This is a genomic window from Flammeovirga sp. MY04 (assembly GCF_001682195.2).
Lineage (GTDB): Bacteria > Bacteroidota > Bacteroidia > Cytophagales > Flammeovirgaceae > Flammeovirga > Flammeovirga yaeyamensis.
The window spans coordinates 315,037-329,909 of record NZ_CP003560.2; the positions used below are offsets into that span (position 1 = coordinate 315,037).

A 14,873-nucleotide genomic window follows, 5' to 3' on the forward strand; every position below is an offset into this window, starting at 1 on the left:
AGATTATACTAATACGAGAAAAAATGAAGCTAAAGAATTTTACAAAAACTAAAGCTCTATTGATTGTAGCGTTAGCATTTGTTTTTGGTGCATGTGGCATTAAAGAAGAAAACGAACAATTAAAGGAGACGAACGCAAAACTTCAAGAAGATTTAGCAAGAGCAGAGGCGGCAGCTCAGACATTAAACGAAGTAGGAGCTTTAATCGACTCTATAGATGCCTCGAGAAACCTTCTGTACATTGATATGGAGAAAGGTATTTCAGGAAAAACATACGAAGAGAAAATCCGTGCTATCGATGCTTACATGAAAGAATCAGAGCAACGTATGGAGCAAATGGAAACTAGCTTGGCAAAATCAAATGCGAAGAACAGTGCATTGGCTAATACCATTAGAAAGTTAAGACAACAGTTGGATCAGAAATCTCAAGAGATCGAAAAGCTAAAGGAAAATGTAGCTAACTTACAATCAGAAAATAAAGCGTTAATCAAAACAGTTGATTTACAAGCCAAAGAACTTTCTGATCAAGAAGTGCAAATTCAGAAAAATAATGAAGAAATTACTCTTCAGAAAAATAGAATTCAAGAGTTGATGGTTCAAGCAAAGAAAACTGAAGCAGATGCTTACTATGCACAAGCAGAAGCTTTAGAAGAAGCGGCAAACAGAACTAAATTAGCTCCAAAGAAAAAGAAAGCTACTTATAAAGAAGCTTTAGAGTTGTACAAAAAATCTTTCGAAGCAGGTAAAAAAGATGCTTACGATAAAGTACAAGAGTTATCAGAAAAAGTGAACTAATTAACGTTTACCTTTGATAATGAGAGAAGCAGTCGAAATTTCGACTGCTTTTTTTGTTAATGATGTTTTGCATATCCATAACTTCACGCGAATTAGCTAATTTTGCATTTCGTTTAAATGATTAATAAATCCGCTTTTACATGAAAAAAGTTTCTCAATACGTAGTGCCTCCAAATGTAGCTTTTGATGATGACAACTTTAAAACGTTTGTCCTTAGAAAAGAAAAGCTGCAAAACGAGAAAGATGTGACTGTTCGAATGACGCGTCGTTCTGTAGATGCACGTAAGCAAAAAGTGAAGGTGAACGTTCAAGCGGAAATCTTTGTGAACGAAAAACCTTCTTTGTCGATCAGTTATAAGAAGGATTATCAAGAAGTAAGTAATAGTAAAAGAGTAATTATTGTTGGCGCAGGTCCTGCTGGTCTTTTTGCTGCACTTCGTTTTCTAGAGCTAGGTATCAAACCTATCATTATTGAAAGAGGTAACGATGTACAGAAAAGGAGAAGAGATCTCGCTAACATCAATAAGAAAAACATAGTCAACGAAGATTCTAATTATTGCTTCGGTGAAGGTGGTGCAGGTACCTATTCAGATGGTAAGCTGTATACTCGATCTAAAAAGAGAGGTGATTTTAGAAGAATCTGTGAAATTTTTGTTGCTCACTCTGCTTCAGAAGAAATATTAATTGATGCTCATCCTCATATTGGTACCAATAAATTACCAAAGGTAATTGCTGAGATGAGAGAAAGTGTTTTAAACGCTGGCGGAGAGGTTCATTTCGAAACCAGAGTAACTGATTTTATCTTAAATAAAGATGAGATAAAAGGAGTTGTTACTCAAAATGGAGATAAATTCGAAGGGGAAGCAGTATTATTAGCAACAGGGCATTCAGCAAGAGATATTTTCAGGTTATTGCATCAAAAGGAAATACAAATTGAAAGAAAGCCATTTGCTTTAGGTGTGAGAATCGAACATCCTCAAGGATTAATTGATAAGGTGCAATATCACTTGCAAGATAGAGATAGAGGTGAATTCCTACCTGCGGCAGCGTATTCGTTGGTTTCTCAAGTAGGGTACAAAGGACAGAAAAAAGGAGTGTTCTCTTTCTGTATGTGCCCGGGTGGATTTATTGTACCTTCAGCTACAGCGCCGGGTGAGGTGGTTGTCAATGGTATGTCACCTTCTCGAAGAGATTCAAAATTCTCTAATTCTGGAATTGTTGTTTCTGTGGATGATGATGAATTCGCACCATATATCGAAAAATATGGAGAATTGGCAGCCATGGAGTTTCAAGCAGCTATAGAAAAGCAAGCCTGTGTGGTTGCAGGAGGAACTCAAGTAGCTCCAGCACAAAGATTGGTTGATTTTGTTCAAGGGAAAGTTTCTCAAGAATTAAACGAAACATCTTATCAACCTGGATTGTTATCAGTAGACATGAGAGAGGTTTTACCAGAAGCTTTAGCCCATCGTTTAAAATTTGGTTTTAAAGATTTTGGTAAAAAGATGAAAGGTTACTTAACCAACGAAGCACAAATTGTGGGTGTGGAAAGTAGAACATCGTCTCCTGTTAGAATTCCTAGAGAAAAGGAAACTTGTGAGCATACACAATTAAAAAGATTGTTCCCTTCTGGTGAAGGAGCAGGTTATGCTGGCGGTATTGCGTCAGCTGCAATGGACGGTGAATTGTGTGCGAATAGAATTGCAGAAATGTATTGTGGTGTAAAAGATGCCGCATCAAAATAATAAATATATGAAATCTAAAATAGCAGACATTCGTCAAGATTACTCTAAAAAAGCATTAGAAGAGTCCGATGTTTTAGAGCAGCCAATCCAACAATTCGAAATTTGGTTAGAAGAAGCTATTAAAGCAGAAGTAATGGAACCCACTGCTGTTAATGTAGCAACAGTATCTAAGGAGGGAGCAATTTCTTCTAGAACTGTACTATTAAAAGGAGTGGAAGACGATGCTTTTGTTTTTTATACCAATTACAACAGTAGAAAAGGGCAAGCTCTTCAGGATACAAAAAAAGTAGCTATGAACTTCTTTTGGCCCGAACTGGAAAGGCAGGTATGTATAGAAGGAACAGTAGAGAAAGTATCGGAAGAGGTTTCGGATACCTACTTTGCATCAAGACCCTATAAAAGTAAAGTAGGGGCATGGGCTTCGGAACAAAGTTCTAAGATTTCATCAAAAAATGTGATTGTTACTCGTTTCGCAAAATATGCAGCTAAGTTTATCACTAAAGTTCCTCGACCACCACATTGGGGAGGATTCGCAGTGAAGCCAACAAGAATAGAGTTTTGGCAGGGTAGACCTTCGAGGTTACACGATCGAATACAATATGAATTAAATGAGCAAGGAATTTGGGAAAGATCAAGACTTGCTCCATAAATAAGGAAGTCATCCATGAAAATGGGTGACTTTTTTGTTTTTAAGCTAGAAAATGGATGGCGAGTTTAAATTTTTGATAAAAATAAAGGTTTAGTTGTTGAAATAGTCTATTTGTTGGTAATTATCGGTTGAAATTGATTTTTATGGTAAAAAATCAACCTAATTTATGTTTAAAAACATATTGTTAACTATTATTTGGGTTGAAAAACAACCTAAGTAGGAATATTAATTAGTTAAATATTTGGACTTTATGTTGAAAACTTCATAAGTTTGTGCTGTAAAATTGAAAAATACTAACACAACTCACCTATTTAAATTATGATTTCATTAAAAAGTTTCAACGCTAAAAGTGTGGCGTTATTACTATCGGTTCTCCTTTTGCCTACATTAGGCTATTCTGCAGATGCAGCTACTATTAACACTGGCGATACTGCTTGGATGTTAATTGCAACGGCATTGGTTATGCTAATGACACCTGCAGGTTTAACATTATTCTATGGAGGTCTTGCACAAAGAAAAACAGTATTGAATACTATTGGTATGAGTTATACTGCATTCTGTACAGGTACTCTAGTTTGGGTAATTATTGGTTATAGCTTAGCCTTCGGAGAAGGTAATGCTTACATCGGAGATTTCACTTCATTTCTTTTAGCAGACGTAAAAATTACAGATGTAGAAGGTACTATTCCTCGAATCTTATTTATCATGTTCCAAGGTACTTTTGCAGCAATTGCAGTTGCACTTGTAAGTGGTTCAATTATCGAAAGAGTAAAATACTCTACTTGGATTATTTTCTCAATTCTTTGGGTAGCCCTTGTTTATTCTCCAATTGCCCACTGGGTTTGGGGAGGTGGTTTCCTAAGTCAAGATGGTGAATTAGATTTCGCTGGTGGTACTGTAATTCACATTAACGCAGGTATTTCAGGACTTGTTTTAGCGTTAATGTTAGGTAAGCGTTTATCGAAAGATGAAACGTCAAACAAGCCTTCTTCAATTAAACTAATGGTATTAGGTTCAGCATTATTATGGTTCGGATGGTTCGGATTTAATGGTGGTTCTCAATTAGCAGCTGACTTTATTGCAGCGAATGCTATGATGGTTACTAACGTTGCAGCAGCAGCAGGTGGTATGGCTTGGTTGCTTATGGAATGGTTAACTATGGAGAAAAAACCAACTTTATTAGGTTCAGCATCTGGTGTAATTTCCGGTTTGGTAGGTATTACTCCCGCATCTGGATATGTTGATGTTTCTGGTGCATTAGTTATTGGTTTGGTTTCTGGAGCAGTTGGTTTCTGGGGTGTAATCAAATTAAAAGAAAAATTAGGTTATGATGATACACTAGATGTATTCGGTATCCATGGTTTGGTGGGTATTGTAGGTGCAGTATTAACTGGTGTATTTGCTAACCCTGAAGTAAACGGTGCAGCAGGTGCTTTATATGGTAATGCTGGTCAAGTGTTAGTTCAGTTAAAAGCAGTTGTAGTAACAATCATTTATTCTGGTGTTGCTTCTGCAATCATCTTTAAGATCACTGCATTAATCACACAAGGTGGTCGTGTAGATGACAAACTAGAAAAAGAAGGTATAGATGAGGCTTTCCACGGTGAAAGTTCATTCGACTCTATTTAATTAAGAAATTGATTGATACGATTGTCAATACATTATATTGACTAAGTATTATTATTTGTTGATATAGTTCAAAGGAGGCACATTTTAGTGTGCCTCTTTTTTTGTGCTTAACATCTCACACTTTGTTAAGTCAGCCTTCAAGCTTTAATCTCTCATTGATATTTTATATATTTCAACTTAACTAAACATTGCAGCTCATTTTTTTGATTTGTTTAGAAAAAGGTAAAACCTTGATAAAGGAACAATAAATAACTACAATAAATTTCACTTAATATTTTGAGACTAGGATCTATAGATATAGGATCGAATGCGATCCGTTTTCAAGTGGTGACCACCCATGAAGATAAAGCAGGAAAAACTGTATTTAAGAAAATTGAATATATGCGCTTTCCTCTTCGACTAGGAACAGATGTATTTAAAACTGGTAAAATTCTTCGTCCAACAGAAGAAAAGTTTGTCAAACTAATGAGAGTTTTCTCTACTCTTTTTGATCTTACTGATGTGGACGATTATATCGCTTGTGCTACATCTGCCATGAGGGAATCTAGAAATGGAAAAGAAATTGTCGATAGAGTGTATTATAAGGATGGTCTTAAAATCGATATCATCGACGGTAAAGTAGAAGCTGAAATGATATCCTATGCACTCGATCCACATATTCCGATGGGGAATGTTTTGCATATTGATGTAGGAGGTGGAAGTACAGAATTGAACCTTTATAAGCATAATACCAAAGTAGCTTCAAAATCTTTCAAGATGGGTAGTGTTCGACAATTGGATAAAGAAGATGCTGCTGCTGTATTTAATAACATAGAAGAATGGTATAAAAAAGAGTCAGCACCCTATTTTTTACCTAATGAGGAGGTGATTTCTTTAGGGACTGGCGGTAATATCAATAAGTTGTTTAATTTATCAAAACACAAGAAAAGTGATGATAGAACAACAACTCTAGAAGAATTACTTAAGTTGAAAGATTGGCTGAGTGAGTTTACTCTTGAAGAAAGAATCAAAAAATTAAGGTTAAATGATGACAGAGCCGATGTCATCATTCCTGCTTCAAAGATTTATACTAATGTGATGAAAATTGCAGGATCAGAAAAGATTATTGTTCCAGGAGTAGGCTTAAAAGATGGTATCCTTCATTATTTGATGAACAAAAGAGGATATAAAGCAATGGACTGAGAAAAGTAAAAGGCATAAAAAAACCTTTCAATTTAAATTGAAAGGTTTTTTTATTTATCTCACACGTATGGTCCTACCTACTCTAAGAGTAGTTCTTTTAGACATTCCGTTTAAGCGACATATTTTTGTAATGGATGTACCATATTTTCTACTGATTTTCCAAAGAGAATCTCCTGGGCGAATTCTGTGATAAACACTTTTCTTCGACTCAATAAGTAATTCATAGTTCTTTGCAGTAAGATCAAATTCTGATGGGATCTCGATTTTATGCTCTGCAAAATCAACCATATCGGTCGGATTAAAGCCATAACCTTGGTATCTGATTTCGAAGTGAAGGTGTGGTCCTGTACTTCTACCTGTATTTCCTCCAAGTCCAATCACTTCACCTGCTTTTACTTCCTGGCCAGCCTTTACAATATAGCGGCTCATGTGTCCATAAAGAGTTTCTAAACCGTTTTTATGACGAACCATTACATAGTAACCATATCCTCTTCTGTTATACTTAGCAATACGAACAACACCATCAAACATTGAACGGATAGAATCGCCGATAGCAACCTTTACATCTACACCATGGTGGAACCTCCATCTTCTAAAACCATATTTAGAAGTCACTCTCATTGGTTTGTCTAAAGGATAAGCCCAAGCCGTAGCAGCATCAGCACTATCATAAAGGTGTAAGCGAACAGAATCGCTCAAAACTTTATGTGAGATGTTGTACGGATTAACGTTATAGTTGTCCCAAGCTTTATAATAGTCGAAACCATTAATGTAGGCAGCGTCAACAAATTTCTCTGGAAGTATTTCTACTAGATCCGGACAAGTTTCTTTCTCGTTTAAATTTTCTCTTTGATAAGGAGTAGGGAGATCTTCCTTTAGTTGAGTTTCTGCACAATCTATTTCTCCATTACTTAATAAGAAAGGAGTAGATGCGATTTCCTCAACAACAGTTTCTTTTTCAATAGTAGCAGTTTGAACCTCGGTTTTATCTTTTTTCTTGAATAGCTTTTTGATAAAACCTTGACCAAAAGATGCTGAAGATAAAAATAAACCTATGGTTGCTAAAAAAAGTACTTGTGAGATTTTTGGTCTCACGTTACAAAAAGTATAATACATAATCTATTTATATACACTTAGCTACAATGTTGAAGCTTGTCTATCTGTTTAATTTCTAATTTACAAGGTTAAAAAATAATGAACTAAAAGACAATCATTTACTTTTAATATTTTTCTTGGTTAACGTTATTTTTGAAAACAAATTGTACGGATAAGCCATTTGAATGAAAAAAGACCCATCCCCGAAGAGATGAGTCTTGTATTTTGAATCAACTAAGTGATTTAGTCTTCTAATTCTGTAAGGTAACGTTCTGCCTCCAAAGCGGCCATACATCCAGTACCTGCAGCAGTAACTGCTTGTCTGTAAATCGTATCTTGAACATCACCTGCAGCAAAAACACCTTTAATGTTTGTTTTTGTGCTATCCGGCTGAGTAATCAAGTAACCTGCATCGTCCATATCTAACTGACCCTTGAAAATGTCAGTGTTAGGTTTATGACCAATAGCTACGAAGAAACCAGTAACAGGAAGGTCAGTAGTTTCTTGTGTTTTATTATTAATGATTCTAACACCGTTTACAACGTCATCACCTAAAACTTCTTGAGTTTCGCTGTTCCAGTGAATCTCGATGTTTTCTTTTTTGATCACACGATCTTGCATGATTTTCGACGCTCTCATTTCGTCACGTCTAACAATCATATGTACTTTAGAACATAAGTTCGATAAGTAGTGTGCTTCTTCAGCTGCTGAGTCGCCAGCACCAACTACAGCCACTTCTTGACCTCTGTAGAAGAAACCATCACATACTGCACATGCGGAAACACCTTGTCCGTTCAAACGAGTTTCAGACTCTAAACCTAACCATTTAGCAGAAGCACCAGTAGAAATAATTACTGTATCTGCAGAGATTTCAGTTTTCTCATCGATAGTCGCTACGTGAGGACCATTTTCGTTAAACTTCACACCAGTTACTAAACCAGTTCTGATATCTGTTCCGAAACGTTCTGCTTGCGCTTGAAGTTCCATCATCATTTGAGGGCCCATGATTCCTTTAGGGTAACCAGGGAAGTTCTCAACATCGTTAGTAATAGTTAACTGACCACCAGGCTGTGGGCCTTGGTATAAAAGTGGTTTAAGGTTCGCTCTTGAAGCATAAATTGCAGCTGTGTAGCCTGCAGGTCCTGAACCTACAATTAGGGTTTTTACGTGTTCCATGATGTATTTTTTATAAAATCTTTAATTCTAGAAATAATAACTAAAGTATCTGTGTGATCGATCTTGTTTGACAACTTCTAAGATCACTCGACCACGAATTCGAGATACTATTTTTGAAAAATCTTTAGGGTTCTCCAATGGGTATCGATTAATTGATACCAAGATCATCCCTTTTTTCAAGCCCATCTCTGAAATTAATCCTCCATTGGCTACTTCTTCGATTTTAATACCGTTTGATAAACCAAGCTTGGATTGTTCTATTTTTGAGAGCGGCGTAAATTTAGCACCAATTTCTTTGGCGTCGTACACATTCTTCTCAGAAATTTCAGTTGTACCATCAATATTTGTTAAAACAACTGTTTTTTCTATTTCTTTATTTTCTCTTTTGATGGTTAAACTAATCTTATCTCCAGGGACATAGTAGCTTAACTGTTCATCATAAGCCGCTTCGGAATCAATAGGGAAGTTGTCAATTGAGATGATAACATCCCCAACTTCTAATTTATTTTTCTCAGCTGCTCCTCCTTCAATTTTGGTGATAACCACCCCTTCAATAGTTTTTAACTGAAGCTTCTCAGCAATTTTTTCGTCCACCTCTTTGATGCTTGCCCCAAGGAATGCTTTCTGAACTTCACCATATTTCTTTAAGTCATTCACCACTTTGGCAACAATATCAGAAGGTACGGCAAAACCATAACCAGCATAACTTCCAGTTTTTGATAAAATAGCAGTATTAATCCCCACTAAATCACCATGAAGGTTTACTAAAGCACCACCACTGTTACCAGGGTTAATTGCTGCGTCGGTTTGTATAAAAGATTCAATAGGGAAGACATCATTCATAATCCCAATTTTTCTACCTTTTGCACTTACGATACCAGCAGTTACGGTACTTGTCAAGTTAAATGGATTACCTACTGCTAATACCCAATCACCCACTCTTACCGCTTTGGATGAGGCGATTTGAATAGCAGGAAGATCCTCTTTATCAATTTTAAGTAAAGCGATATCAGTAGATGGATCTATACCGATTAATTTCGCTTCATAAGATCTTTTATTATAAATCACTTCAATTTTATCGGCTCCTTTCACCACGTGATTGTTCGTGACAATGTATCCATCTTTTGTGAAGATGACACCAGAGCCCGATCCCATGGCCATTCTAGAATTATTCTGACGCCCTTGTGGACCAAAGAACAATTCCATCCAAGATTTTCTATTGGAATACCCTTTAATGTAGGTAACAATGTAAACTACGGATTGTGTGCTTACTTCTGCTGCGTCTGCAAAAGCAGATAATTCCAATTGATCAGCATTAATGTCTCTTGGAAATACACTTTTGGAAGAAGATATAACAGGTTGATCAGCTTCTGTGTTGGAAGCGAAAGCGAAGTTGTTTTCAGTTGGTTGGGGCTGTAAAAATTCTATGTATAAAAATGCACCCGATAAACCACTTAAAACACTAATGATAATGGTAAGAAGTGTTTTTTTCATGTCAAATTTTTTCAGTTCTTTTTTACAATAAAAATGCCTTTTGAAAATTTATGACAGATTGACATAAGGAAGCATTAAAGCTGTCTCATTTTGTTGTAACAAATGCTGAAACTTTGTTAGATTATTTGTCTTTAATTTGATTTCAATATCCAGCTTCTCGAAAGTAGGAAGATAATTGATATTGTCTTCTGATAAAGTGATGCCGTCCACACCATTTTGTTTGATCAATGCTGAAATCTGATCAGCTTCTTTTTGGTCGAAGATTTTAGAAGGAACTGACAAACTGATGCATTTTTCTTTTTCATGTGCCGTGTTAGAGAGTTGTAAAAATTCAATTTTACACCATTGAATATTACTTCTAAAAGCACTCATGTTTAAATGTACACCAATATCAAAAGCGCCTTGTTTGATGGCTTGTTCCAGTTCAAAAAGTTTTACCTGAGTTAGGGAAGATCCTTCTTCACTACCGATAGTGGTATAAATTAGAGTGTCATCATTTTCTAAATCTCTTGCGGCTTTTTTTACCCAATAAGGAGAAACATGAATCCCTCTTAAAGGGAAAGTGTGCCCCATTTCTATTAACTGAAGCACACTTTCTTCATCATCACTCAAATGCTTTGCATCCGCTATGATGTTTTCCCAACGCATTACTTTAATTGTTTTAAGTAAAGTTGAATAGTATTTTCAAGACCGTAGTATAAAGCATCGCAAACCAATGCATGTCCAATAGATACTTCATCTAGACCTTCGATATTTTGATGGAAATAAGCCAAATTGTCTAAATCCAAATCATGTCCAGCATTTAAACCCAAACCAAGTTCAACCGCTTTCTTTGCTGCTTCTTGATAAGGTGCAATGGCTTTTTCTTTATCGTTATGGAAGTTTGCCGCATAAGGTTCCGTATATAACTCTACTCTGTCAGCACCACATGCAGCAGCGCCTTCAACCATTTTAGGATCAGGATCTACAAAAATAGAAACACGAATACCTTTGTCTTTTAAGTCGGCAGTTACTTTTGTCAAGAACTCTTTATGTGTAATGGTATCCCATCCAGCATTAGAAGTAATGGCGTCGTCTGCATCAGGAACCAAAGTGGCTTGTTCTGGGACAACATCAAGTACTAGCTCCATAAAGCGAGGCTCAGGATTTCCTTCAATATTATATTCCGTTGTTACTACATTCTTAAGGTCGTACGTATCTTTTCTTGTAATGTGTCTTTCGTCTGGTCTAGGGTGAATAGTAATTCCTTCAGCACCAAATCTTTCCACATCTTTTGCTACTTGTTCCAAGTTAGGGTTGTTGCCTCCTCTAGCGTTTCTAATAGTGGCAATCTTATTTACATTTACACTTAAGCGTGTCATAATTTTCCTCTTTTTATTATTGATAACACAAAAGTATGCAATAGTTCTTTGTTGATCTCAAATTTTTGATTTTTTCATGCATGAAAATTAAATAAATCTAGTTTTTGATATCACAATGCATATTATTCATTGAAGTCAATAGGAATTTTTAATGATTTATGTATATTCATAGCAAACGTAACATAAGTTGTTATTTTTGTGTCAAAATAAGATTAAGACAAAAAATAAACGTAATAGAAAATGAGCTTAAAAGACAAAATTCAAGACGCTATGAAGGCGGCAATGAAGGCAAAAGACAAGGCCACATTGGGTACTTTAAAACAACTAAAAGCAAAAATACAACTTGCAGAAACTGCAGAGGGAGTAGGTACTGTTTTAACTGAAGAGCAAGAGTTGAAACTATTAATGAAAGAGGCAAAACAAAGAAGAGAATCTGCCGATACCTACAAATCGGGTGGAAGAGAAGATTTGGCTGAAGTAGAATTGGCTGAATTGAAAGTGATAGAATCGTATTTGCCACAACAAATGTCAGAGGAAGAAGTAGAGGCGGCTGTAAAAGAATTAGTAGCAGCAGTAGGTGCCACTTCACCGAAAGATATGGGTAAAGTAATGGGAGCGGCAAACAAAAAGTTTGCAGGTGTAGCTGATATGAAAGTAGTTTCTGCTAAAGTGAAAGCAGCTTTATCATAACTTTGATAATTAACCAATTCAGGTTTAAAATATATCTTGTATAATTCGTAAAACTAAAGCATAAAAAAGTGGAGCAAAATTTAGGTTTTTTGACTTCATACATAAGAGTAACCGATATTTTTTTACTCGGCACGATTGTTTATGGAGCCTATAAAGGTTTTAGAAGGGGATTTTTATTAGAAATTATTTCGACAGTGGTATTCATCATTGGTGCTTCTCTGATATTTTTTGGAGTGGCAGGAGCTTTTTCTTCATCAAAATCTTACTTTGAGACACCAAAATCAACAGTGTTTTTTGCTTATGTTGTGCTTTTCTTCGGTGGAACTATGGCCCTTAACTTATTAGGGAAGTGGTTACAGAACAAAATCGATTATTCTGTACTGGACGACTTGGACAATGTCGCCGCTTTATTATTAGGTGGTTTTAAGTATGCCTTGTCATTATCAGTAATCTTGGGTTTGTTTAATTCTGCGGGATTAGGTTTACCAAAAGATGTCACGGAAGATTCTGTAGTTTACCCTAAATTGTTAGACTTAAATGATTGGGTTTTAGATGCAGGAGGTACCATAATGCCAAGCATGAAACGGTACAGTAAAGAAATTCACGAATTATTTGAACAAAATTTATAAAAAAAGGGAGGGATAATGCTTCCCTTTTTTATTTTTGCATGGCTTTTCTCGGAAAGCCATTTATTGTATGTTTCCATTAATCACCAACGATGATTTTATTATTAGATAATTTCGATTCATTTACTTACAACCTTGTAGATTATTTTACACAATTAGGTAAAAAAGTAGAAGTTGTAAGAAATGATACTCCTTTGGATGAAATTACTCCTTATAAATATGAGGCGGTGGTACTTTCTCCAGGTCCAGAGACCCCAGATAAAGCGGGGAATATGATGGAGGTGATTAAACATTACCATAAAACACACCCAATCTTGGGTATTTGTTTGGGGCACCAAGCAATAGGGGAGTTTTTTGGAGGGCAAGTGCATAAAGCACTAAAGCCCATGCACGGGAAAATGTCTAGAATAAGCTGTGATACATCGACTATAGTATTTGATAGAATACCTGAAGAACTTACTGTAGTGAGGTATCACTCTTTAATTTTAGATCACTTACCTGAGGAAGTTGAAGTGATCGCACAATCCCAGCAAAATGAAGTAATGGCGATTCAACATAAGCACTTACCCATCTATGGTGTTCAGTTTCACCCAGAAGCGATTTTAACTGAATTCGGACTAGACATTTTGAAAAATTGGATAAGTTCTTGGTAGAAAATTACCTTTTTTTATCATTTTTCCTAAATTGTCCAAAAAAGACCTATTAAAGTACATAAGATTATTCTAAATCTATGCTTATATTTATAGTGAATAATTTTGATACTTAAATCGGTTATTCTTTGCCTTAGAAATATTTCTTTATAGCTCAACTATGACATCATCTTTTCAAGGCACTTTGAAATTGAAAAAAATAAAGCACTCAAATAACTTTTATGGCGAGGCTAAAGCATATTGTTAAACAATTATCAGAAAAAGATTATGAGTCTATCAGAACTAGTCTGGTAGATAGTAATGCTGATAAGTCAGCATATTTACTTTCTTCGATGAGGGAGAAAAAAGCATCCGATCAACAGATAATGAATGAGTTGGATGTGAATACTAACGCTTACTATACTTTGCGATCTCGTCTTAATCAAAAGATTGAGGATTACTTACTTCAACAAATGGAAAGTCCAAGGGCTGATTTGTTAAAGAAAGTAGCCAATATTCATGAGATGGTTTTTACAAAGAAGCGAGCAATCTCAATAGTTACTTTAAAAAAGTTGGAGAAGGAATTACTAGATTATGATTTATCCAACGAATTAACGGTTGTATACAAAGCATTAAAACGCCTTCATATAAATTCCCCAGATTTCTTCAATTATTCTCAGTTATACAACAAGCATGTTGCGTATATGTTAGCTGTTGATAAAATAGAAGATATCTTAGCCGATTACTTTAAAAAGTTTGGAGTGTACGCTTTTACAGGTGATGAGGCAGATAAAATGGGTTTGGATCTCTTACATCAAGAGATAAAGAATACTTGTAAGCTTTATGAGTCGCACAGACCTTTTGTGTATCAAAGCTGTATGAGCATCTTTCACCGTTTATTTATCGAAGATGAGCGACAGGTGGCTATTAATGCCGTTAATCATGTAGATGAGGAAGAACCAATAGAAGATATTTTCCATAAGATCGATCAAATTTTTGATCAATACCATATGGATTCTATTTACTATCATATGAATAATGTATTCCAATTCCTGAAATTAGAATACTATACTCACTATGGCGTATTCAGAAAGGCAAGTAAATATTTTGATGCAGTAAATGAAGATGTACAAGCCTTATTAATGCATAGTGGTCAGTATACTTTCCCATCACAATTCCTTCAAACAAAGATGCAACGTGCTTTGCAAACAGAAACTCAAGGAGAACTGTTTGAGCAAAACAAGATTACGTTTGATGATTTTGAACCAGACATAAATGATATACCGAACTATGTTTCTTATATCGTTTACAGAGCGATATCAGCTTACTACTCCGGAGAATTTGATGAAGCTGCAAGGTTCTTAAATAACTTATTGAACGAAATAAGCTTGAAGAAATACCCTCATGCATTCTTAGAGGTGAAATGTTTACTCGCATTACAATATGTGTGTATTCGCGATTTTGAATTGTTTAATCAGTTAGCCAATAGCATACAAAGACAAATCCGTTTGATGGGTAAGGAAAGTTGTCCTTCGATTACACTTTTCCTTAAGATGCTAAAAACGGGAATGTCAGAAGCAAAAAGAGATAAAATGTCTAAGGTGTCGAACATTATTACTCGATATACACAGATAAAGTCACCATATATATTTGCTCCAACACGAACCATCCGAATGGATGATCGATTTATTCGATTGGTGAGCGGGGAAATGGAAAATTAAGATTTCTCAAATAGAAAAAAATGGTTGTTCATTTAAATATGGACAACCATTTTTATTTTATATGACATATAAAAAATGTCATTTA

At 35.4% G+C, this 14,873-nt stretch carries 14 protein-coding genes; 9 read left to right on the forward strand and 5 right to left on the reverse strand.

The genetic code is table 11. The annotated features are described in order from the left end of the window. Positions 1-23 precede the first annotated feature (23 nt). The 5 genes from MY04_RS01235 to MY04_RS01255 all read left to right on the forward strand — a co-directional run bounded on the left by MY04_RS01235 (position 24) and on the right by MY04_RS01255 (position 5,996). Positions 24-794 carry a hypothetical protein gene (locus MY04_RS01235; RefSeq protein ID WP_066205166.1) on the forward strand — a complete coding sequence of 257 codons (771 nt, stop codon included), beginning with the start codon at positions 24-26 and terminating at the stop codon, positions 792-794. Between the two features lie 140 nt (positions 795-934). After that, complete coding sequence (locus MY04_RS01240; RefSeq protein WP_066205169.1) at positions 935-2,536, forward strand: NAD(P)/FAD-dependent oxidoreductase; 1,602 nt, start codon at positions 935-937, stop codon at positions 2,534-2,536. A 7-nt stretch (positions 2,537-2,543) separates the two neighbouring features. Further along, positions 2,544-3,185: a pyridoxamine 5'-phosphate oxidase gene (gene pdxH / locus MY04_RS01245; RefSeq protein WP_066205172.1), complete on the forward strand. Its 642-nt coding sequence runs from the start codon at positions 2,544-2,546 to the stop codon at positions 3,183-3,185. Positions 3,186-3,503: 318 nt separating this feature from the next. Next, complete coding sequence (locus MY04_RS01250; RefSeq protein ID WP_066205174.1) at positions 3,504-4,814, forward strand: ammonium transporter; 1,311 nt, start codon at positions 3,504-3,506, stop codon at positions 4,812-4,814. Between the two features lie 276 nt (positions 4,815-5,090). Continuing rightward, positions 5,091-5,996: a Ppx/GppA phosphatase family protein gene (locus MY04_RS01255; RefSeq protein ID WP_066205176.1), complete on the forward strand. Its 906-nt coding sequence runs from the start codon at positions 5,091-5,093 to the stop codon at positions 5,994-5,996. A 54-nt stretch (positions 5,997-6,050) separates the two neighbouring features. Here MY04_RS01255 and MY04_RS01260 read toward each other — a convergent pair whose 3' ends face one another. The 5 genes from MY04_RS01260 to MY04_RS01280 form a co-directional block, all read right to left on the reverse strand. Continuing rightward, positions 6,051-7,091, reverse strand: a complete 1,041-nt coding sequence (locus MY04_RS01260; RefSeq protein WP_158297510.1) for a peptidoglycan DD-metalloendopeptidase family protein — start codon at positions 7,089-7,091, stop codon at positions 6,051-6,053. Between the two features lie 243 nt (positions 7,092-7,334). Then, the gene (trxB, locus tag MY04_RS01265) at positions 7,335-8,267 is read right to left on the reverse strand and encodes a thioredoxin-disulfide reductase (protein WP_066205181.1); all 933 of its coding nucleotides are present in this window, start codon (positions 8,265-8,267) and stop codon (positions 7,335-7,337) included. Positions 8,268-8,294: 27 nt separating this feature from the next. Continuing rightward, positions 8,295-9,761: a trypsin-like peptidase domain-containing protein gene (locus MY04_RS01270; protein ID WP_066205184.1), complete on the reverse strand. Its 1,467-nt coding sequence runs from the start codon at positions 9,759-9,761 to the stop codon at positions 8,295-8,297. A gap of 48 nt (positions 9,762-9,809) precedes the next feature. After that, on the reverse strand, positions 9,810-10,409 hold the full coding sequence (locus MY04_RS01275) for a hypothetical protein (protein ID WP_066205187.1): 600 nt from the start codon (positions 10,407-10,409) through the stop codon (positions 9,810-9,812). Next, positions 10,409-11,122, reverse strand: a complete 714-nt coding sequence (locus tag MY04_RS01280; RefSeq protein WP_066205189.1) for a pyridoxine 5'-phosphate synthase — start codon at positions 11,120-11,122, stop codon at positions 10,409-10,411. The genes MY04_RS01275 and MY04_RS01280 overlap by 1 nt, the downstream gene beginning before the upstream one ends. Before the next feature lie 240 nt (positions 11,123-11,362). On the opposite strand from MY04_RS01280, the gene MY04_RS01285 reads away from it, so the two are divergent. The 4 genes from MY04_RS01285 to MY04_RS01300 all read left to right on the forward strand — a co-directional run bounded on the left by MY04_RS01285 (position 11,363) and on the right by MY04_RS01300 (position 14,788). Beyond that, positions 11,363-11,812, forward strand: coding sequence for a GatB/YqeY domain-containing protein (locus MY04_RS01285; protein ID WP_066205194.1), 450 nt, complete (start codon positions 11,363-11,365; stop codon positions 11,810-11,812). Between the two features lie 68 nt (positions 11,813-11,880). Then, positions 11,881-12,441, forward strand: a complete 561-nt coding sequence (locus MY04_RS01290) for a CvpA family protein (protein WP_066205196.1) — start codon at positions 11,881-11,883, stop codon at positions 12,439-12,441. 89 nt (positions 12,442-12,530) lie between these two features. Continuing rightward, positions 12,531-13,091 (forward strand): anthranilate synthase component II, encoded by a 561-nt coding sequence (locus tag MY04_RS01295; protein ID WP_066205198.1) that lies wholly within the window; start codon positions 12,531-12,533, stop codon positions 13,089-13,091. A 218-nt stretch (positions 13,092-13,309) separates the two neighbouring features. Next, positions 13,310-14,788, forward strand: a complete 1,479-nt coding sequence (locus MY04_RS01300; protein WP_066205200.1) for a hypothetical protein — start codon at positions 13,310-13,312, stop codon at positions 14,786-14,788. Positions 14,789-14,873: the final 85 nt, after the last annotated feature.